This window comes from Tardiphaga sp. 172_B4_N1_3 (genome assembly GCF_052076035.1).
Classification (GTDB): domain Bacteria; phylum Pseudomonadota; class Alphaproteobacteria; order Rhizobiales; family Xanthobacteraceae; genus Tardiphaga; species Tardiphaga robiniae.
In genome coordinates, this window is record NZ_CP197238.1 from 5,103,554 (window position 1) to 5,123,533 (window position 19,980).

Consider the following 19,980-nt stretch of genomic DNA (forward strand, 5'->3'; position numbering starts at 1 on the left):
CCATTTGGCAGATTCGCATTGTTTTTCGGCGATTTCCCCCTATATTGCGCCGCAACGCGTCCGAGTACCCGGCCCCTTCTGGCCGGGTTTGCTTTTGGAGGGATTGCCCCAGCGCGTTTTCAGACGAGGCAGTTATCGAACGCGCTCGAGCGCAAGGCATAAGCCTTTTGTTGTCGAGCATGTCTTGTTGAACCCGCTCAAGGGCACCCAGACCGTAACCAGAAGAAGACCTATGAACCTTCGCAACATTGCTATCATCGCCCACGTTGACCACGGCAAAACCACTCTCGTGGACAAGCTGCTGCAGCAGTCGGGCACGTATCGCGACAATCAGCGCGTCCAGGAACGCGCGATGGATTCGAACGACATCGAAAAAGAGCGCGGCATCACCATTCTCGCCAAGTGCACCTCGGTGCTGTGGGATGAAGTCCAGATCAACATCGTCGACACCCCGGGCCACGCTGACTTCGGCGGCGAAGTCGAACGCATCCTGTCGATGGTCGATGGCGTGATCGTGCTCGTCGACGCCGCTGAAGGCCCGATGCCGCAGACCAAGTTCGTGGTCGGCAAGGCGTTGAAGCTCGGCCTCAAGCCGATCGTCGCCATCAACAAGGTCGACCGTCAGGACGCCCGCATCACCGAAGTCGTCAACGAAGTGTTCGACCTGTTCGCAGCGCTCGACGCCACCGACGACCAGCTCGATTTCCCGATTCTGTACGGATCGGGCCGCAACGGCTGGATGGCCGACAGCCCGGATGCGTCGCATGACGTCGGCATGAAGCCGCTGTTCGATCTCGTCATCAAGCATGTCGCGCCGCCGGTGGTAGAAGAAGGTGCGTTCCGCATGCTCGGCACCATCCTCGAAGCCAACCCCTATCTCGGCCGTATCATCACCGGCCGTATCTCGGCGGGCTCGGTAAAGCCGAACCAGGCTGTCAAGGTGCTGTCGCGTGACGGTAAGGTCGTCGAAACCGGCCGTATCACCAAGATCCTGGCCTTCCGCGGCCTCGAGCGCCAGCCGGTGGAACTCGCCGAAGCCGGCGACATCGTTGCCATCGCCGGCCTGCCGAAGGGCACTGTCGCCGATACCTTCTGCGATCCGTCGGTTGAAATTCCGATCCAGGCGCAGCCGATCGATCCGCCGACCGTGTCGATGTCCTTCATCGTCAACAACTCGCCACTCGCCGGCACCGAAGGCGACAAGGTCACTAGCCGCCTGATCCGCGACCGCCTGTTGCGCGAAGCCGAAGGCAATGTCGCGCTCAAGGTCGTCGAATCCGCCGATCGTGACGCGATGGAAGTGTCGGGCCGCGGCGAATTGCAGCTCGCGATCCTGATCGAGAACATGCGCCGCGAAGGCTTCGAACTGTCGGTGTCGCGTCCGCGCGTGGTTCTCACCAAGGACGAAAACGGCAACACGCTGGAGCCGGTCGAGGAAGTCGTCATCGACGTCGATGAGGAATTCTCCGGCGTGGTCGTTCAGAAGATGAGCGAACGCAAGGCCGAGATGATCGAGATGCGTCCGTCGGGCGGCAACCGCCTGCGTCTGGTGTTCTACGCGCCGACCCGCGGCCTGATCGGCTATCAGGGCGAACTCATGACCGATACCAAGGGTACCGCGATCATGAACCGCCTGTTCCACGACTACCTGCCCTATAAGGGCGAGATCGCCGGCCGCCGTAATGGCGTGCTGATCTCCAACGACCAGGGTGAAGCGGTGGCCTATGCCATGTTCAAGCTGGAAGATCGCGGCCCGATGATGATCGAGCCGGGCTGGAAGGTCTACAAGGGCATGATCATCGGCGAGCACACCCGTGAGAACGATCTCGAACTCAACGTTCTCAAGGGCAAGCAGCTCTCCAACATCCGCACCACGTCGAAGGACGAAGCGGTGCGTTTGACGCCGCCGATCCGCATGACCCTTGAAAAGGCGCTGGCCTATATCGAGAGCGACGAGCTGGTCGAGATCACCCCGAAGTCAATCCGCCTGCGCAAGAAGCATCTCGATGCCAACGACCGCAAGCGCGCCGAAAAGACCAAGGAAGTGATCGCGTAAGCGAGAGCATTCTTTGACTGGTTACGAAATGCCCGGCGAAAGCCGGGCATTTTTGTTTGGTGCGATGCCTTCACTCCGCCCCTCATGGTGAGGAGGCGCGCAGTGCCGTCTCGAACCATGAGTTGGTGTCGCGCCGACGCTCGTGGCCATCCTTCGAGACGCCGCTGCGCGGCTCCTCAGGATGAGGGCGGAGTCAATTTGCCGGCGCTCCCACCTGCTTCAACGGATCGGCCTTCGCAAACGCGTCCATCGCCTCGCAGGTAGCGACGATGCGATTGATGGTTGGAATACCTGCAATCTCGATCTTCAGCACCTTCATGGTTGCGGTGATGCTGAGCAGACAGATGTCGGCGATGGTCACCTCGTCGCCATGACAGAAGCGGCCGGTGGCGGGCTCGCTGGCGAGGCGATTCTCCACGGCGACGAGGCCCGTGGTGAACCAGTGCACCAGCCAGGCGCGAACTGCGGCATCGTCAAAGCCGGCGGTGATGGCGAGATATTTCCGCACACGCGGCGTAATGAGCGGGTGGGTGTCGGCGGCCAGCATCGCGGCGATCGAGCGCACACGTGCGCGGCCGTGTGGATCGCTCGGCAGCAGCGGCGGGGTCGGATGGATCTCGTCGAGGAATTCCAGGATCGCCAGCGACTGCGTCAGCGGCAGGTGGCCGGGCTCGATCAGGGCCGGAATCGCGCCGAGCGGATTGATCTTGAGGAACGCGTCGCCGCGCTGCTCGCCCTTGTCGAGGTCGATCACGCGCTCGTGCGCTTCCAATCCCTTCAGGTTGAGCGCCACGCGGACGCGATAGGTCGCGGACGTCCGCCAGAAGCCGTAGAGTTCGAAATCGTGTGGGGCTGTCATGCATCTTCTCCGGGGGCAGCGGTGGCTTGAATAATTCAAGCAAGCCTTTATCCCGTTGTCACCCGTTTCCCATCCGCTGTGAATACCGACGCGATGACCAGACTGCCTTCCGAAGTAGATGTTGCCATCATCGGAGCCGGCGCTGCCGGCCTCGGCGCCGCGCGTATGCTGGAAGGTTCCGGGCTCTCCGTGATCGTGCTGGAAGCGCGCGACCGGATCGGCGGCCGTGCCCATACGATCATGGCGGCCCCCGGCATTCCGTTCGATCTGGGCTGTGAATGGCTGCACTCCGCCGACAAGAATGACTTCGTCGGCATCGCGAAAGAGCTCGGCTTCGCCGTCGACAAGTCGCGCCCGCCGTGGCGCGATCAGGCTTATGACGTCGCCTTCTCAAAGGCGAAGCGCGATGAGTTCTTCGCCGCGATCGACGCGTTCTATGAGCGCGCCGAGGAGGCCGCAGAAAACGAGATCGATGCGCCGGCGGCGACATGCCTCGAGCCCGGCAATCCATGGAATCCGATGATCGATGCGGTCTCGACCTATATCAACGGTTTCGAGCTCAAACACGTCTCGCTGCACGACATGGATGCCTATGAGGACACGGACATCAACTGGCGCCTGCCCGATGGCTATGGCGCGCTGATTGCGGCCTATGGCGCGCCGTGTCCGGTGGCGCTGAACACCGAAGTCACTGTTATCGATCATTCCAGTGCGCGCATCCGCATCGAGACGTCGCGCGGCACGCTCAGCGCGGCGAAAGTCATCGTCTGCGTGCCGACCAATCTCATCGCCAATGAAAATATCCGCTTCACGCCGCCGTTGCCCGGCAAGGTCGAGGCCGCCGTGGGCCTGCCGCTCGGCGCCGACAACAAGGTAATGCTGGCGCTCTCCGACGCGGAGAAGTGGCCGTCCGATATCGGGTTGCGCGGCGCCGCCATGCGCACCGGTGTCGGCAGCTTTCATCTGCGCCCGTCCGGCCGCCCCTGCATCGCCGGCTTCTTCGGGGGCAGGTTCGCACGCGACCTGGAAGACGCCGGCCAGGGTGCACTCGCCGCGCAAAGCATCGACGAGATCGTGGCGCTGCTCGGCTCGGACATCCGCAGCAAGCTCACGCCGCTCGCGGAATCCCGCTGGGGACATGATCGCTTCGCGCAAGGCGCCTATTCGGCGGCAAGGCCCGGCCATGCCGATGCGCGCGCGGTTCTCGCGGCGCCGGTGGATGGCAGGCTGTTCTTTGCCGGCGAAGCGACATCGCCGAATTTCTTCTCGACGGCGCATGGGGCGCGGGAGAGTGGAGAGCGGGCGGCGAAGGAAGTGATGGCTACAGGCAACCAGAGCAAAGCGTAGACGCTCGCTTACTCCATCACCCTCGCCCTCATCGCCGCATCCGGCACGATACACGCCTCGGTCTTTCCGAAGATGCGATAGCGGTTCGTTGCGATCAGGCTGTAGACCGGATTGCGCAGCGCCTTCGGCACCGCGAACAGCACGCGCACCCACTGCCAGCCGGGCAGCGTCGACAACACCGTCAGCGCCGCATCGGATCTGACATAAGCCACGCCGCCATGGATCACCGCATTGGTGTCGGGATCGGCGGGATCGATGCCGAAATGGCGGGCGAGGCGGCTGCCATAGTCGGACTGGATCGGGGTGAAACGAAAGCGGTGATCGGTGTCGCGTTTGGCGACGAACTGGATCCAGCGCGAGCAGAAGATACAGACGCCGTCATAAAGGATGACATTGTCATCGGGCCAGGGCTCGGTCACTGCACTGTCCATTCCGGTTGCGCAGGTTTGCGCGTCATCGCTTCCTCGCCGTGATTGCCTTCAACGCCTTGTCCAGCGTGGCGCCATAGATGTCGTTACCGCCGTCGCTCTCCGCAAGCCAGTGGCCTTCGCTCTGGAAGTCCGGCAGCTCGTGGACATCGACCCTGGCGCCACCCTTGCGAAACGCATCCGCCAGCTGGCGTGACAAGTCCGGCGAAAAATAGCTGTCATTGCGCGCGACGAGCCAGATCACAGGCACGTGCGCCGTCTTGCCGAAGGCTGTGGCAGCGGCGATCAGGCGCTGCGGCGCGCAGACGTCATTCGGTCGGTCATTGGCATGGCCGCCGCGTCCGGGGGCAAAGGCAATGATCGCTCTGACGCCTTGCGGATTGGCGCCGGCCATGGCGAGCGCGCCCCAGCCGCCCGCGGAATGGCCGACGACGATCGTGCCGTCGCTGCGAATGAAGGGTTGTTTGCGAATGTCAGTCATCGCTGCGGCGATACTATCCGCCGTGGCGCGGCCGGCGCCGAGATAGTCGGCATTGTCGCAGCCGCCCTGGTCTTCCAGATAGCGTCCGCCGGTCGCGCCATGGCCGGGACGCTCCGGCACCAGCACGGCGTAGCCTCGCCTGACAAACCAGGAGGCCAGTGCGCGATATTCCGGTTGCGGCATCTGCGCGCGGCGCAGCGCATTCTGCGTGGTGGCATGCGCAATGACAGCGAGCGGGAACGGGCCATTGCCGGGTGGGCGGAATAGCACCGCGCGGGAACTGGTATTTGGATCGGGCGACGCTACCGACCAGACCTGCCGGCGATGCGGCGCTTCTTCCGGGGCCTGCGCGCCTGATGTCTGGGCTGCGAGAGTAGCGGCGCTTCCGAGCAATGCAGCCAGCAGGCAAAGCGCTTGGACGTGTTTCATGAGCGCTCAGGGACTTTCGTGCGGACGCAATGCCTGTCGAACTCTACACGCCGCGAATCACATCGATGCAGTTGTGCACATCGATACGCGTGTGCAACTGCGACACGACTCGCGCGATACGTGCCAGCAGTGGAAAACATGGCGTTCGGCGCGCATTGGATGCAGCTCTGTCCTTTTTCGATACAACTCTTTCGGTAAACTGATGCTGAAAATCCACACGTTAACCGATAATTAACGATGGACCTTGAAGAGCGCCCGCCGACTTGCTTTGATCCCTCCATGAGCACAACCCTGATCGAGGTTCGGCCGGCCAAAGCTGCGGATGCAGCCGCGGTGGCGTCCACCCATGACGAAGCCTGGCGCGCGGCCTATCAAGGTCTCATCCCGGGCCCCGAATTGGAAAAGCTGATCAATCGCCGCGGTCCCGGCTGGTGGGATTCCGCGATCCGCAAAGGCAGCCGCGTCAGCGTTTTGTGCTTCGGCGACAAGGTCGCTGGCTACGCCAATTACGGTCGTAACCGCGCCCGCAGCCTGCAGTTCGAAGGCGAGATTTACGAACTTTACCTGCGTCCGGAATTCCAGGGCCTCGGCTTCGGCCGCCGGCTGTTCGCCTCCGCCAAGCGCGATCTTGTGCAGAGCGGGCTGAAGAGCATGGTGATCTGGGCGCTGTCGGACAATGAGGGCGCCACGGAGTTCTACCGCGCTCTGGGTGGCCGCATGGTGGCCCGTTCCTCGGAGCGTTTCGGCGCAAAATCGCTCGATAAAGTGGCATTCGCCTGGACGAATTAAGCCATTAAGCCGGTTCATGATTTTCTGGTCTCGCAGGCGTTGAATCCGGGCTCTCGCTCGGCTACGCCTGTCGCAACGTGTCCTATGAAATCTGGAGTGTTTGATGCGTCTTGACGCAATCCCGCTCGGCGCCAAGGCGCCGCATGAAGTGAACGTCGTGATCGAGGTCCAGGTGGGCGGCGAGCCCATCAAATACGAGATGGACAAGGAATCCGGCGCCCTGTTCGTCGATCGCTTCCTCTACACCCCGATGCGTTACCCGGGCAATTACGGCTTCATCCCCCACACTCTGTCCGGCGACGGCGATCCCTGCGACGTGCTGATCGCCAACACCCGCGCCATCGTGCCGGGCGCCGTGATGAGCGTGCGTCCCGTCGGCGTGCTGTTGATGGAAGACGAAGGCGGCCTCGATGAGAAGATCATCGCCGTGCCGACCTCGAAGCTGACCCAGCGCTACGACAAGGTGAAGAACTACAGCGATCTGCCTGAGATCACGCTGCAGCAGATCCAGCACTTCTTCGAGCACTACAAGGATCTTGAGCCCGGCAAGTGGGTCAAGGTGGTGCGCTGGGGCGATGCCGCCGATGCACAGCGCCTGATCATGGAAGGCGTCGAGCGCGCCAAATCTGCAAAAGAATCGGCCGCCAAGACCAAGTAACAGAGACCGGCGTAGCAGAAGGGGACTTCCGATGCGCCGATGGATCAAACTGCTCCGAACGGCCGCGCTGATCGTCATCGCGGCCGTTTTGCTGCTCGCGGGCATCGTGCTCGTCAAGACATTCAGCGGGGGATCGCGGCAGCTTCAGGTGACCGCGGCGGCAAAGGCGCCGGTTGATGAGCAGGCGGCCGCAGAGCGCCTTGCAGAGGCGATCCGCTTTCCGACCATCTCCAATTTTCTCAATCCCGATCAGGCCGCCGAACCGCTACGCGCGATGCAGGCGCATCTGGTGGCGAGCTTCCCGGCCTTCCATGCCGTGGCGAAGCGCGAACTCGTCGGCAACTACAGTCTGCTTTACACATGGGAAGGCAGCGATCCCGCCTTGAAGCCGATTGCGCTGCTGGCGCATCAGGATGTCGTGCCCGTCGCACCGGGCACCGAGAAAGACTGGCAGCAGCCGCCATTCAAGGGCGTCGTCGCCGATGGCTTCATCTGGGGCCGTGGCTCCTGGGACGACAAGGGCAATCTGTATTCAATCCTCGAGGCTGCCGACGTGATGGCGAAGGCGGGCTTCAAGCCGAAGCGAACGATCTATTTCGCCTTCGGCCATGACGAGGAAGTGTCCGGCATGCGCGGCGCGCGGGCCATCGCGGCGTTGCTGAAATCGCGCGGCGTGAAGATCGATTTCGTACTCGACGAGGGGCTGCTGATCACCGAGGGGATTCTCAAGGGTCTCGACAAACCGATGGCGCTGATCGGCGTGGCCGAGAAGGGCTATGCGACGCTGGTGCTGACGGCGCATGGCACGCCCGGTCATTCGTCGATGCCGCCGCGCGAAACCGCCATCGGCATGATGAGCGCGGCGCTGACCCAGCTCGAAAGCAAGCGTCTGCCGATGCAGATCCGCGGCACCGTCGGCGAGATGTTCGACACGATCGCGCCGGAGATGAGCGGCTTCAACCGCGTGGTGCTGTCCAATCTGTGGCTGTTCAAGCCGCTGCTGTTGCGCGAATTCGAGAAAAGCGGTCCGACCGAGGCAACGGTGCGCACGACCACGGCGCTGACGATCTTCAAGGCCGGCGAGCAGGACAATGTGCTGCCGGGCAATGCGGAGGCCACGGTGAATTTCCGGCTGTTGCCCGGCGACACCCAGGCTAGCGTCACCGAACATGTGCGCAGCGCGGTCAGCAACGACAGGATTTCCATCGCGCCGTTCCCCGGCAATACCGATCCGCCTCCGGTGACCGGCACGGCGAGCTCGTCCTATCGCGCGCTCAATCAGACCATTCGCGAGATTTTCCCGGATGCGCTGGTGGCGCCAGGCCTGATGGTCGCGGCAACGGATTCGCGGCACTACACGGATGTCACCGACAACATCTTCCGCTTCTCGCCGGTGCGCGCGACATCGGAAGATCTCAAGCGCTTCCACGGCACCAATGAGCGGCTGAGCGTCGCGAACTACGCAGACATGATCCGGTTTTATCGGCGGCTGATCGAGAATACGGCGAAGTAAGAGTTCTGCGTCGACCCCTCAGCCGTCATTGCGAGCGCAGCGAAGCAATCCAGAAAGCCAAGAACTGGATTGCTTCGTCGCAAGGCTCCTCGCAATGACGTGGATGGGCCGGAGCGAGCGCTTTAAACCGCCGGTGCCGGCAGCTTGTGAATCGCACAGGCCGCGCGCAGCGTGTTCACCAGCAGGCAGGCAACTGTCATTTGACCGACGCCGCCGGGGACCGGCGTGATCGCGCCGGCGGTCTTCAGCGCTTCCTGATAGGCCACGTCGCCGACGAGGCGCGTCTTGCCTTCGGCACCGGGCAGCCGATTGATGCCGACATCGATCACGGTCGCGCCGGGCTTGATCCAGTCGCCGCGCACCATTTCGGGGCGGCCCACTGCCGCATAGACCAGATCCGCCTGCGCGCAGAGCTCGGCGAGGTCGCGCGACTTCGAATGCGCGATGGTCACGGTGGCGTTTTCATTGAGCAGCAGTTGCACCAAGGGACGGCCGACCAGATTGGAGCGGCCGATCACGATGGCATTCATGCCTTCCAGAGATTTGTGCACGCTCTTGGTCAGGATGATGCAGCCGAGCGGCGTGCAGGGCGAGAGCGCGGGCATGCCACTGGCGAGACGGCCGGCATTGGTCGGGTGCAGGCCGTCGACATCCTTGGCGGGATCGATGGCATTGACGACGGCGTCGGTATCGAACCCCTTCGGCAGCGGCAGCTGCACGAGGATGCCGTGGACGGTGGGGTCGGCGTTGAGCTTCTGCACCAGCGCGATCAGATCGGCCTGTGCGACATCAGCCGGCAGCTTGTGCTCGAAGGAGGCCATGCCGGCTTCCTGGGTCTGCTTGTGCTTGCTGCGGACATAGACTTCGCTGGCGGGATCGCTGCCGACCAGCACTACGGCGAGGCCAGGCGTCACGCCATGTTCGGCTTTGACGCGCGCGACTTCGGCGGCGACGCGGCCGCGCAATTCGGCGGCAATGATCTTTCCATCGATGATGCTGGCGGTCATGTGTCGGTCCTGTCGTCTGTGTCGTCGGGCGTTGCTGCAGTGATCCTGCGCAGCATCGCGCCCAGTTTCGTCGGGTCGCCGTCGACCGCGATCTGCTTCACGCGCGACGTGGTGCCGGACAGCACGCGCACATCGCGCTTCGGCACGCCGAGCCGCTTGGCAAGCAGTTCGGTCACGGCGCGGTTCGCCTCGCCGCCCTCGGCGATGGCGCGAACCCGCACCTTCACTACCGAACGGCCATTGGCCATGGTCTCGATCCCGTCGATATCGTCTCGGCCACCCCGCGGCGTCACGCGAACGGCGATGCTGACACCGTCAGTCGCGTAGCGCCAGGGATCTGCCACGAACCCGGCGGCCGATCAGAAGACGCTGGGATAGATGTAGTAGGTGATCACCCGCTGCAGGAACATGATGATCAGGATCAGGATGATCGGCGAGATATCGAGGCCGCCGAGGCTCGGCAGCATCCTGCGGATCGGCGCCAGCACGGGCTCGGTGATCCGGAACAGGAATTCGGCGATCGCGGAGACGAACTGGTTGCGGGTGTTGACGACGTTGAAGGCGATCAGCCAGGACAGGATCGCCGAGGCGATCAGCAGCCAGACATAGAGATCGAGAATGATCAGCACGATATCGAGAACGGCGCGCATGGCGGGGATGGCTCGCGGGTTAGGTCGCGGATTCGACTGTCCGCTAAATATCGGTTCAGCCCCCCTCAAACAAGGGAAGTTCCGGGCGAAAAGTGCCGGAAAACCGCGCTTTTGCGACGTTCTTGACTTGCCGTTAACGGGGATTGTAAATGGCGCCGATTGCTGATCGGATCGCATGGGCGACCCGGTTCGTATCGGGGCCATAGCTCAGCTGGGAGAGCGCGTCGTTCGCAATGACGAGGTCGGCGGTTCGATCCCGCCTGGCTCCACCATCCTTCGCTTGCTTCGCAAGCTCCGGCTCGGCAAGCCACCCTCCCGACCATAAAAAGCGAAGCAAACGAAGGATGTCTCGCCGAAGCCCGCAGGGCGTAGGCGGACCGGATTCACACCCGTCTCAACTGCAACCTTGCCACCGCCCCCGCGATGAAGCCGCGCGGAAAAAGCCGCAGCAGCAGCGGCACGATCTTGATGCCGAGGCCGGGGAAAACTGTGCGCTTATTGGCCATCAGGCCCTGATAGCCCAGCAGGGCGACGTCAGCCGCCGAGACATTGAGGATCGCCGAGTCGAGGCCCGGCGTGAATCCGGCGCGCGCCTGGAATTCCGACGGCACCGGCCCGGGGCACAATGCGGTCACGCGCACACCCTTGGAGCCGAGCTCCTGGCGCAGCGCTTCGGTGAAGGACAGCACATAGGCCTTGCTGGCGTAGTACACGGCCATTCCGGGACCCGGCAAAAAACCCGCGATCGAGCTGAGATTGAGAATGCCGCCCTTGTTGCGGATCAGGCTCTCGGAAAAGCGCAGCGACAGATCCGTCAGTGCGCGCACATTGACCTCAAGCATGCCAAGTTGCCGATCGCGGTCCATGTCGATCGCGCGACCGAACATGCCGAAGCCGGCATTGTTCACGACGTACTCCACTTCGACATTGGCAGCAGCGAGGGCAGCCGCGATCTGGGCGCAGGCGTCGCGTTGTTCGAGATCGCAGGGAATGATGATGGGCGCAGCACCGCCGGCAGCAGTGATTTCAGCGGCCAGCGCATTCAGGCGCTCGGCACGGCGTGCAACCAGAGCGACGCGATGCTTGTTCGCGGCGAAGATGCGCGCGAACTCGGCGCCAATTCCGGCCGAGGCTCCGGTTATTAACGTCACGCGCTCAGTCACAATAAGTTACTCTTGAAATACGTGAGGACGATTTGCATGCATCTACAGGCGTAATAGGGATACCCGTGATGTGCAAGTCGGAATGACCACCGGAGTACCGTAGGACCTCCAGTTCCCGAGCGTGTAGCAGTGGCATGAATTGTCGGGGACCGCGCATTAAACTTTGGTTATGCGTCGTGGTGCCGTCATTTGCCGGTCGGGCTGCGCCTGCTCAGACAGTCGTATCCGTTGTGGCCGTACCGCCCGCCACGCGTCGTTTGAGCTCCATCCGGTCACGTGATGAAACTGCGAGCAAGTCGGCTGCGCGCCAGACCACATTTTCCTCGAACTCACTGACGCGGCCGTCAGCATAGACCAGCTGCCACATCATCTCGACGAGACGGACACGACCGGGCTCGTCGACCACGCGCATGATGACGCTTGTAAAGTGATAGAGATCGACGGCCTCGCCTTCGACGAGGGTGGCAGCCGAGATGAGCCTGTCAGCCGTGCCGGGATCGAGCTCGAAACGCGACTCGATCAGGCTGTGCAACTTGGCTTTCTCGATAGCTGAGGGCTCACCGTCCAGCGAGATGACGTGAAGCATCAGCGCCGTGGCGGCAAGACGGAAGCCGGTATCGTCGAATGCCTGATTTCCGTGCGCATCGGGAGACACCACGTCGGCAATGAATTGGCGCAGTTTTTCCAGCATTATTCTTTGAACCAGATGATCGCGAGGCCCGCCATGCGGCGAAAGCGCTCGTGCTTTGTGGCGCGAAAATGGAACGCATGCAATGCGGCCGGGTTCCCGAAGCGCTGATGACAGTTAAGTAACAATTGAGACGATCGGTAGTTTATGGGATCTCGTGTCACGGAATCTCATAGACCACGATCTTGTCGGCGATGCCGCGCAAGGCGGCGTGCTTCTGGATCGGCGTGATTTCGGCCTTCCGCAGAATAGCTTCCACGGCCAGCGCTGATATCACCGGGCTGGTGACATGGATCGCCTGCGAGGTTGACAGGCCCTGCACCCTGGCAGCGATATTGACGGTCTGGCCAAAGTAATCCTGCCGCTCGTTCAGCATCACAGCGAGGCAGGGTCCCTCATGGATGCCGATTTTGACCACGAGGTCCTTGGTGCCGCGCTCCTCGTTCAATCGCTCCATCGCGGCGCGCATGCGCAGACCTGCGGCCAGCGCCTGTTCGGGCCGCGTAAAGGTCGCCATGACGGCATCCCCGATGGTCTTCACGACGGCTCCCGCTTCCGACGCAATGATCTCCAGCAGTGCGTGGAAATGCGCACGCACCAGATCGAAGGCTGCGAGATCGCCGACGCGCTCGTACAAGGCCGTCGAGCCCTTGAGGTCGGTGAACAGGAAAGTCAGCGAGGTAATCTTTAGTCGCTGATCGATGTTAAGGTTGTCGGCCTTGTAGACATCGCGAAAGGTCTGGTTGGTGAGTATCCGCTTGGCCGTGAGGAACGGTTTGCGCTTGCCGATCAGGTGATGGAGGCCCTCGGCCGCGACAAATACCGATGGCAGCACGCGCACCTCGGTCTGGTTCTCGAGGGACAATCGCAACGGTCCGGGTTGCAGCGTGATGGTGCCGGTCGGTGTATGCTGCCGGTTGTAGATCAGCGACAGATGCTGTCGTTCCTTGGTCGGCTCGCCCTGCACGTCAATGAACTGCGCGGCATGGGTTACCGGCTCGAACACGATGACGAATTCCGACGGCAAGTGCAGCGACATCACCGCTTTTTCATGTGCCGGCAATTCCATTGCGTCCAGTGTCACTTCATCGGTGAGTGACGCAAACGATTCCTGATTGAGATCGACGCCTGAGCTCCAGAACACCTGCTTGAAGTATTCCCAGAGCGGCAGCGTATTGGGGTCGTGTGCAGCGATGTGCCTGACGCGCGGTGCGACCGTGAACGCCACCTCGACCTGCTCGTCAACCGACGCTTCATAGCCGCAGGCGCAGAGCCCGCAATGGTAGTCGTCATGGCGCAGCGATTTCAGCGTGCTGTGGGCGTCGAGGACGCCGCTGCAGCCCGGGCACAACACATTCCAGGTCAGGTCGAACAGGCCGAGGCGGGAGGCATGCAGGAAGCCGGAAATGACGCGCTCTTCGTTCAGGCCGCGGCGTGCCGCAAAATCCAGCACGTTGATACGATTGAGTTCGTGGTCCGCGCCGTCGCGGATCAGTTGTGCAATGGCATCGGCTACGGCCGGATCGGTCGCCTGGTTCAATGTCGCGAATAGTGCCTGAACATCACTCATGGCATCAGTTTAGGCCAAATAGTCGCTACGTCCAAGACAGGGCTTTGCCGCTGCGCTTCAACTTGTCGTTCCGCCTAACGTGCCATGAGCGCGCGCGGGTGGGGAACACGTGAGGAGAGGGCGTGCTGAAATAACGTCAGCGCCGCTCAATGCGGAACATTGGCGAGCGATCCGGTTGTGTCGTCACCACGCCGATCGGCATGACGGGGGCTTTATCCGGCAGCTCGACGCGGAACGCGCCGATGATTTTCGCCAGCGCCAATGTGGCCTCGACAAGCGCGAAATGCGCGCCGATGCAGACCCGGGCACCGACGCCGAAAGGCAGATAGGCGAAGCGGTCCGGCGGTGTCGCGCCGGGCATGAAACGGGACGGCATGAAGGCGTTGGGCTCGTGCCACAATTTCTCGTGCCGATGCAGCAGCCAGGGCGCGATCAGGATCACGTCCTTGCTGGCGACGGACTGGCCAGCCAGACGATCAGGGCCCGCGGCGGCGCGTGCGATCAGGAAGGCGGGCGGATAGAGCCGCATGGTCTCATCGATCACCGCGCGGGTGAACTTCAGATGCTCCATGTCGAATGTGCCGCTCGCGCTGGCGGCACGGGCTTCGGCCGCGACCTGCTCCTGGGTCGCCGGGTCGAGCGTCAGCATATACAGCGCCCAGAATAGCGCCGTTGCCGTCGTCTCATGGCCGGCGAGGATCATCGTCGCCACCTGATCGCCGAGCTGCCCATCGGTGAAGGATGCGCCGGTTTCCGGATCGCGCGCGGCCACCATCAGGTCGAACAGATCGCGCGGCGCGTCGTCGTTCTTGCCGGCGGCGCGACGTGCGGTCATCAGCTCGCCGACGAATCTCGTCCAGCGTCTGCGGAAGAAGGCGCGCGAGATATCCTGCGGCGTCGGCCAGCCCAGCGGCAGCAGCAGATCGAGGAAATGCGGCCGTGCCAGGTTCATGCCGTATTCCATCACGAAGTCGCGCAGCTTCGCGCCATGCTCGGCCATGCCGAAGGAGAACATGGTGCGGCCTGCGATCTCCAGCGTCATCCGCTGCATGATCGCGCGCAGATCGACCAGCTTGCCCACGGCGCGATGCAGGTCGGCCAGCGTGTCATCGACCGCCGAGATCATGTGCGGCACCAAAGTCGTCACCGCGCGCGGCGTGAAAGCGGGCGCCAGGGTGCGGCGCTGGTGTTTCCAGGTGCGGCCTTCGGCGAGCAGCAGGCCCTCGCCGAGCATCGGCCGCAGCACGCGGAATGCAGCGGGCGTGCGGGTATAGTTCTCGTAATTGTCCACCAGCACATGGCGGATCGCGTCGGGATCGTTGAGGATGAAGCTCGCGTGGCCGAAGAAGCGGCCCTTGACGATGTCATCTTCATAGGCGCGCTGACCCCAGGTCTCGATGGCGCTGCGGCGCATTGCCGACATACGCCCTAGCGCACCCATGTTCTCGGGCGCACGTGGCGGGCTCGGCGGCACCAGGGGCGCTCGCGCAGCGGAGAAATCGTAGACCTCGGCAATGCTCACGATGGGCCTCGCAATTGATCCAGGGACCGGAGCGTCTCGTCATTATAGCAGGCGTCCATCCGCGCGCCATGGAGGCCTCGATGGAAAGCGTGGCCGCAACGCACGCATCGACCAATATTGCGGTCCAGCGGGCGCATCCCTCGGAACGATACTCACGCATGCACATTAGGGAGGCAGTGGCTCCATATCGGACCGGCCTGAGGATTTAAAATGATCGATACCGTTGTCGTCCAACCCAATGTAAGCGTCGACGAACCGCAAACCTCCGGCGTATCGTGGGCTGCGGTTGCAGCCGGTGCCGTGGTTTCGCTCGCACTGACGCTCGTCCTGATTGCCTTTGGCACAGGTCTCGGTCTGTCTGTCGTGTCTCCGTGGGCAAGTGCCGGCGCCTCCGCGACCACGTTCAAGATCACGACCGGTATCTACCTGATCGTCATCGCGATGATCTCGTCATCGCTCGGTGGTTATATTGCCGGCCGTCTGCGGTCGCGCTGGATCGGCGTGCATTCGGACGAAGTCTACTTTCGTGACACCGCGCATGGATTCCTGGCCTGGTCGTTCGCGACGGTTTTGGGAGCGATCCTGCTGGCATCTCCAGCAACCACTTTGCTGAGCGGAGCCGCGTCGGGTGTTGCTGCCGGTGCAACCGCTGCTGCAGCCCAGTCAGGTCCGAGCGATGGCTACCTGGATTCGCTGCTGCGTCCGACGACGCCGTCGGCCGATGGCACCAGCGCGGAAGCGCGTGGTGAACTGTCACGTGTGATGGCTGCCAGTTTCCGTGGTGGAGAGCTCAAGCCCGCCGACCGCAGCTACGTCAACAAGGTTGTCGCCAGCCGCACCGGTCTGAGCGAGGCAGATGCCGACAAGCGCGTCACTGAAGTCATCAACGATGCGAAGACCGCGGTGGATGCCGCACGCAAGGCCGCGATGCAGCTCGCATTCTGGCTCACGGCGTCGCTGCTGATCGGCGCCTTCTCCGCCAGCCTTGCCGCGACGGAAGGTGGCGGGCTTCGTGACGGGACCTGGAAGAAGCGTCGTTAACCCCAATCAAAGGAGACAACCATGCCCATTCTTCTGTGGCTACTCGGAATCCCGCTTCCCCTCATCATCCTGGTACTGTTGCTGCGATAACAGAATAACGAAGGAGCCCCGCACATGGCGGGGCTCTTTGCGATTTCGAACAATGCCTCATGCGATCTGACCGGAGACGCGCAGGGAAGTCAGCAAAGCGGTTATATAGAAAGCCAGACCGCTGAGGCGCGCGAGTTGGCGTGATCTACTCGGTGAATTCTGCCACCGTGATCCGGTTTTCCGATGCCGGCCAGGCGCGCGCCACGATCCGCTCCTGATTGAAGAGCGCGACCACCGGCCGTCCGATGTCCGTGGCCGGAAGGCGGATAGTCGAGAGCGAATCCGTGGGCACGCCGGCTTTCACGTCGGTCGGCTCCTTGCCGTCGAGCAGCACGACATCGCGCGGCAGTCCGAAATAGCCGCGGACGCGCGACATCGACACCACGGCGCCGACAGTGGCGTCGGCGGGACCCAGTGTGCGACCGGGACGCAGATGCACGACGTCGGACGAGCGGGGGAATGGCGAGCGATAGGAATGCGTGATCGGCGCGCCGGCCGATGTCAGCACAATCTCAACAGGCCAGGTAGGGTCGACCTGAACCGGACCCCAGCGGCCATCGGCGGATGTGCGAACCGCATGGAGCGCCGCCCCGATCCGTTCGCCGCTGTCAGGCGCGACGCGATACACCTCGACCAGGGCATCCGCGACTGGACGATTGGTGGGTACACCGCCCGGCGTGCCGGTGACGAGACCGCTGATTTTCACGTCAGCTTCCTGCACAATATCGATCCGCGCGGGTTCGCGGCCGACGATAAATTTGTAGATCTCGCGGAAGGCGCGGGGGTGAAAGCCGGTTTCACGGTGATCGATGGCACCGAGGACGAGATTGGTGGCGCCGCGCAGCGCCGGACCATCGGCGGTGACGCCGGTGGCCACGCCCGGCTTGCCGAGCAGGCGACCGTCGGCCTGCGCATATTTGTCGATGCCATCGCTGCGGAGGGTGAGGAAGGCGGTGCCTTCGGTCACCTCAGGGCCTTCGCCGGGATTGAGGCTCTTGAGGAACGGGCTGCGGCCATTGAATTCGCTGCCGGGACTATCGGTCCCGTCGAACACGCCATGATTGGGGGTGCCGCACAACACGGCGTGGCTGACATCGGCGCTGCCGCCATTCTTGATGTAATTGCGCACCGCATTGCCGCCGCGCGAATTGGCGACCAGCGCCACTTTCGCAGCACCAGTGCGCTTTTTTAGCTCGGCGATGGCTTCGCCGAGTTCGCGGCGCTGGTCTTCGGTGGAGGAGCGGCCCTGCTGCGCCACAGCATCGTCGGAACGCGCCAGCGGATCGGTGAAATTGAGCGCCATCAGCCGGTTGCGCGGGACGCCATTGGTTTCCATGCGCCAGATCTGCGTCATCCAGAGCGCCGCGTGGTCGCCATTGCCGTGGACGAACAGGATCGGGGGAATGTCGGAACCCGCAGTCGTGCCGGGGCCGGTCTGTGCTGCGGCCTCGAAACGGAGCGCATGGGCAGCCAGCGGCAGCATCGCTGCGCCCGTGAGTATGGTCCGTCGCGACAGCGCCATGGCTGGTCTCCCTCTATCTGCGCACATCCGACGCCTGCCACTGTGATAGCGGAGCAGGCACTGGACAGACAACGCGTTTCGCAGGCATCAACTTGATGTGCCCGCGGGGAATCAGACCCGCATGGCCCTGCAGTCGCTATCTGCAGCAGACGACGGGACGATGATGGCCGAAGCAGCGAAACCAGTGGTTCTTCCCTCCGACGGCATTGCCGCCCCGCTGCGGTTTGCGGTGTTCCGGCGGATCTGGCTCGCCAGCCTGCTGTCCAATCTGGGCCTGATGATCCAGAGCGTGGGCGCTGCCTGGGCCATGACGCAGATGACCGCGTCGGCCGACAAGGTGGCGCTGGTGCAGACCGCCTTGATGCTGCCGATCATGCTGATCTCGATGCCGGCGGGCGCCGTGGCCGACATGTATGACCGCCGTGTCGTGTCGCTGGCTTCGCTGGTGCTGTCGCTGGTCGGCGCCTGCGTACTGACCATGCTGGACTGGACCGGTCACATCACGCCGAACATCCTGCTCGCCTTCTGCTTCATCATCGGCAGCGGCATGGCGCTGTTCGGACCGGCCTGGCAATCCTCGGTCGGCGAGCAGGTGCCGCCGGAGGTACTGCCATCCGCCGTGGCGCTGAACGGCATCAGTTACAATATCGCGCGCAGTTTCGGCCCGGCGATCGGCGGCATCGTGGTCGCCACCGCCGGTGCTGTCGCAGCCTTCGCGGCCAATGCGGTGCTCTACATCCCGTTGCTGGTGGTGCTGTTCCTGTGGCGTCGCAAGGTCGATGTGTCGCGGCTGCCGCGTGAGCGGCTGAGTCGGGCCATCGTGTCCGGCGTGCGTTACATTGCTAATTCGCCGTCGATCAAGATCGTGCTGACGCGCACGCTGATCACCGGCATCTGCGGTGGTTCGGTCTCGGCGCTGATGCCGCTGGTTGCGCGCGACCTGCTGCATGGCGGCGCGCAGACCTACGGAATCATGCTCGGCGCCTTCGGCATGGGTGCGGTGATCGGCGCAATGAATATTGGGCATGTCCGCAAGCATCTGAGCGGCGAAAGTTCGATCCGGGCCTGTGCGCTGATCATGGGCGTTGCGATTGCCGTCGTGGCGGTCAGCAGCGAGCCGGTCATCACTGCGGCGGCGCTGGTGGTGGCCGGCTCTGTCTGGATGCTGGCGGTCGCGCTGTTTAATATCGGCGTACAGCTCTCGGCGCCGCGCTGGGTTGCCGGACGTTCGCTCGCCGCCTTTCAGGCTGCGATTGCCGGCGGCATCGCGATTGGCAGTTGGGGCTGGGGGCATCTCACAGACATGGTCGGCGTCGAAGCGGCATTGCTGGTGTCCGGCGGAGCGATGTTTCTCTCGCCGCTGTTTGGCCTGTTCCTACGGATGCCGCCGACCGGCGCGCGCGACGAGGATGCCGAGACGCTGGCCGATCCTGAAGTGCAACTCCAATTGACGGCGCGCAGTGGCCCGCTGGTCGTGGAGATCGAATATCGCGTGGATCAAGAGAATGCGCGCGCATTCCACGGCGTGATGCAGGACGTGCAGCTCTCGCGCCAGCGCAACGGCGCCTATGGGTGGTCCATCGCGCGCGATATCGCTGATCCCGAATTGTGGACCGAACGCTACCACTGCCCGACCTGGCTCGATTTCCTGCGCCAGCGTAATCGTTCGACGCAGTCCGAGCGCGCTTTGTATCAGCGCGCGGCGGACTATCATCTCGGGCCGGATCCGGTCCGTGTGCGTCGCATGCTGGAGCGGCCGTTCGGTTCGGTGCGCTGGAAGGACGATACGCCCGATCGCGCAGCGACCGAGGTGCTTCCTGTCGCGACGCCGGCCGGCAGCAGCGGTTAGAGCTTCTTATCTTGACGCGTTTTCCTGACGCGAACCGGTGCTCATTTCGCTCGAAAACATTAGTCGCGCTATTGATTATTCTCGGCGAGAACTTTCGCGCAGGCCTTGCTGAGCTTCGAACGGTTTTCCTTGAGGCAGCTGAGCACGACCATGTCACCATCGTTCATCTTGGCGCGGCAGAAGCGCGAGACGTCGCGTGAGCAGGCCGACTGATTGGCTGATGTGTTACCGCCCTGCGCGAAAGCGGACGTTGCGATCAGCAGGAACGGGATGATCAAAAGTCGGGTCATGAAATGGGCCTCCCTAAAAATTGGCTAT

19 protein-coding genes and 1 tRNA gene are annotated in these 19,980 nt (G+C 63.0%); 8 read left to right on the plus strand and 12 right to left on the minus strand.

Annotated elements, in window-relative coordinates:
* Positions 1 to 232: 232 nt before the first annotated feature.
* Positions 233 to 2,056, plus strand: a complete 1,824-nt coding sequence (gene typA, locus AB7783_RS24215; protein ID WP_089266528.1) for a translational GTPase TypA — start codon at positions 233 to 235, stop codon at positions 2,054 to 2,056.
* 193 nt (positions 2,057 to 2,249) lie between these two features.
* On the opposite strand, the gene maiA is transcribed toward typA, so the two are convergent.
* Positions 2,250 to 2,915 (minus strand): maleylacetoacetate isomerase, encoded by a 666-nt coding sequence (gene maiA, locus AB7783_RS24220; RefSeq protein WP_231078520.1) that lies wholly within the window; start codon positions 2,913 to 2,915, stop codon positions 2,250 to 2,252.
* Positions 2,916 to 3,008: 93 nt separating this feature from the next.
* Between maiA and AB7783_RS24225 the strand changes: the two genes are divergently transcribed.
* Positions 3,009 to 4,262: a flavin monoamine oxidase family protein gene (locus AB7783_RS24225; protein WP_441278991.1), complete on the plus strand. Its 1,254-nt coding sequence runs from the start codon at positions 3,009 to 3,011 to the stop codon at positions 4,260 to 4,262.
* An 8-nt stretch (positions 4,263 to 4,270) separates the two neighbouring features.
* On the opposite strand, the gene AB7783_RS24230 is transcribed toward AB7783_RS24225, so the two are convergent.
* Both AB7783_RS24230 and AB7783_RS24235 read right to left on the minus strand, forming a co-directional pair.
* Positions 4,271 to 4,681 carry a thiol-disulfide oxidoreductase DCC family protein gene (locus tag AB7783_RS24230; protein WP_439078940.1) on the minus strand — a complete coding sequence of 137 codons (411 nt, stop codon included), beginning with the start codon at positions 4,679 to 4,681 and terminating at the stop codon, positions 4,271 to 4,273.
* A gap of 34 nt (positions 4,682 to 4,715) precedes the next feature.
* Complete coding sequence (locus tag AB7783_RS24235; RefSeq protein WP_441278992.1) at positions 4,716 to 5,600, minus strand: alpha/beta hydrolase family protein; 885 nt, start codon at positions 5,598 to 5,600, stop codon at positions 4,716 to 4,718.
* Positions 5,601 to 5,879: 279 nt separating this feature from the next.
* Here AB7783_RS24235 and AB7783_RS24240 point away from each other — a divergent pair, with 279 nt between their 5' ends.
* From AB7783_RS24240 to AB7783_RS24250, 3 genes are all read left to right on the plus strand, one after another.
* Positions 5,880 to 6,389 carry a GNAT family N-acetyltransferase gene (locus AB7783_RS24240; protein WP_068737851.1) on the plus strand — a complete coding sequence of 170 codons (510 nt, stop codon included), beginning with the start codon at positions 5,880 to 5,882 and terminating at the stop codon, positions 6,387 to 6,389.
* A 103-nt stretch (positions 6,390 to 6,492) separates the two neighbouring features.
* Positions 6,493 to 7,047 carry an inorganic diphosphatase gene (gene ppa / locus AB7783_RS24245; RefSeq protein ID WP_184512715.1) on the plus strand — a complete coding sequence of 185 codons (555 nt, stop codon included), beginning with the start codon at positions 6,493 to 6,495 and terminating at the stop codon, positions 7,045 to 7,047.
* A 31-nt stretch (positions 7,048 to 7,078) separates the two neighbouring features.
* Complete coding sequence (locus tag AB7783_RS24250; RefSeq protein WP_441278993.1) at positions 7,079 to 8,560, plus strand: M20 family peptidase; 1,482 nt, start codon at positions 7,079 to 7,081, stop codon at positions 8,558 to 8,560.
* A gap of 122 nt (positions 8,561 to 8,682) precedes the next feature.
* Here AB7783_RS24250 and folD read toward each other — a convergent pair whose 3' ends face one another.
* Genes folD through AB7783_RS24265 form a run of 3 tightly spaced genes read right to left on the minus strand, consistent with a single transcriptional unit; the run spans position 8,683 to position 10,217 of the window.
* A complete protein-coding gene (gene folD, locus AB7783_RS24255) occupies positions 8,683 to 9,567 on the minus strand; it encodes a bifunctional methylenetetrahydrofolate dehydrogenase/methenyltetrahydrofolate cyclohydrolase FolD (protein ID WP_441278994.1) in 885 nt (294 codons plus the stop codon).
* Complete coding sequence (locus tag AB7783_RS24260; protein WP_089266538.1) at positions 9,564 to 9,911, minus strand: DUF167 domain-containing protein; 348 nt, start codon at positions 9,909 to 9,911, stop codon at positions 9,564 to 9,566. The genes folD and AB7783_RS24260 overlap by 4 nt, the downstream gene beginning before the upstream one ends.
* 15 nt (positions 9,912 to 9,926) lie before the next feature.
* Positions 9,927 to 10,217 carry a YggT family protein gene (locus tag AB7783_RS24265; protein ID WP_068737841.1) on the minus strand — a complete coding sequence of 97 codons (291 nt, stop codon included), beginning with the start codon at positions 10,215 to 10,217 and terminating at the stop codon, positions 9,927 to 9,929.
* A gap of 196 nt (positions 10,218 to 10,413) precedes the next feature.
* On the opposite strand from AB7783_RS24265, the gene AB7783_RS24270 reads away from it, so the two are divergent.
* Positions 10,414 to 10,489, plus strand: a tRNA-Ala gene (locus AB7783_RS24270).
* A 111-nt stretch (positions 10,490 to 10,600) separates the two neighbouring features.
* Here AB7783_RS24270 and AB7783_RS24275 read toward each other — a convergent pair.
* The 4 genes from AB7783_RS24275 to AB7783_RS24290 all read right to left on the minus strand — a co-directional run bounded on the left by AB7783_RS24275 (position 10,601) and on the right by AB7783_RS24290 (position 15,160).
* Positions 10,601 to 11,380 (minus strand): SDR family NAD(P)-dependent oxidoreductase, encoded by a 780-nt coding sequence (locus AB7783_RS24275; RefSeq protein ID WP_175369484.1) that lies wholly within the window; start codon positions 11,378 to 11,380, stop codon positions 10,601 to 10,603.
* A 211-nt stretch (positions 11,381 to 11,591) separates the two neighbouring features.
* Positions 11,592 to 12,071: a TerB family tellurite resistance protein gene (locus tag AB7783_RS24280; RefSeq protein WP_441278995.1), complete on the minus strand. Its 480-nt coding sequence runs from the start codon at positions 12,069 to 12,071 to the stop codon at positions 11,592 to 11,594.
* 157 nt (positions 12,072 to 12,228) lie between these two features.
* Positions 12,229 to 13,638: an adenylate/guanylate cyclase domain-containing protein gene (locus AB7783_RS24285; RefSeq protein ID WP_089266543.1), complete on the minus strand. Its 1,410-nt coding sequence runs from the start codon at positions 13,636 to 13,638 to the stop codon at positions 12,229 to 12,231.
* Positions 13,639 to 13,774: 136 nt separating this feature from the next.
* Complete coding sequence (locus tag AB7783_RS24290) at positions 13,775 to 15,160, minus strand: cytochrome P450 (RefSeq protein ID WP_441278996.1); 1,386 nt, start codon at positions 15,158 to 15,160, stop codon at positions 13,775 to 13,777.
* Between the two features lie 210 nt (positions 15,161 to 15,370).
* Between AB7783_RS24290 and AB7783_RS24295 the strand changes: the two genes are divergently transcribed.
* On the plus strand, positions 15,371 to 16,201 hold the full coding sequence (locus AB7783_RS24295; protein WP_439060358.1) for a hypothetical protein: 831 nt from the start codon (positions 15,371 to 15,373) through the stop codon (positions 16,199 to 16,201).
* A 235-nt stretch (positions 16,202 to 16,436) separates the two neighbouring features.
* On the opposite strand, the gene AB7783_RS24300 is transcribed toward AB7783_RS24295, so the two are convergent.
* Positions 16,437 to 17,813, minus strand: coding sequence for a hydrolase (locus tag AB7783_RS24300; RefSeq protein ID WP_441278997.1), 1,377 nt, complete (start codon positions 17,811 to 17,813; stop codon positions 16,437 to 16,439).
* Between the two features lie 163 nt (positions 17,814 to 17,976).
* On the opposite strand from AB7783_RS24300, the gene AB7783_RS24305 reads away from it, so the two are divergent.
* Positions 17,977 to 19,662, plus strand: a complete 1,686-nt coding sequence (locus tag AB7783_RS24305) for an MFS transporter (protein ID WP_439074055.1) — start codon at positions 17,977 to 17,979, stop codon at positions 19,660 to 19,662.
* A gap of 68 nt (positions 19,663 to 19,730) precedes the next feature.
* On the opposite strand, the gene AB7783_RS24310 is transcribed toward AB7783_RS24305, so the two are convergent.
* Positions 19,731 to 19,952: a cysteine rich repeat-containing protein gene (locus tag AB7783_RS24310; protein ID WP_068737829.1), complete on the minus strand. Its 222-nt coding sequence runs from the start codon at positions 19,950 to 19,952 to the stop codon at positions 19,731 to 19,733.
* Positions 19,953 to 19,980: the final 28 nt, after the last annotated feature.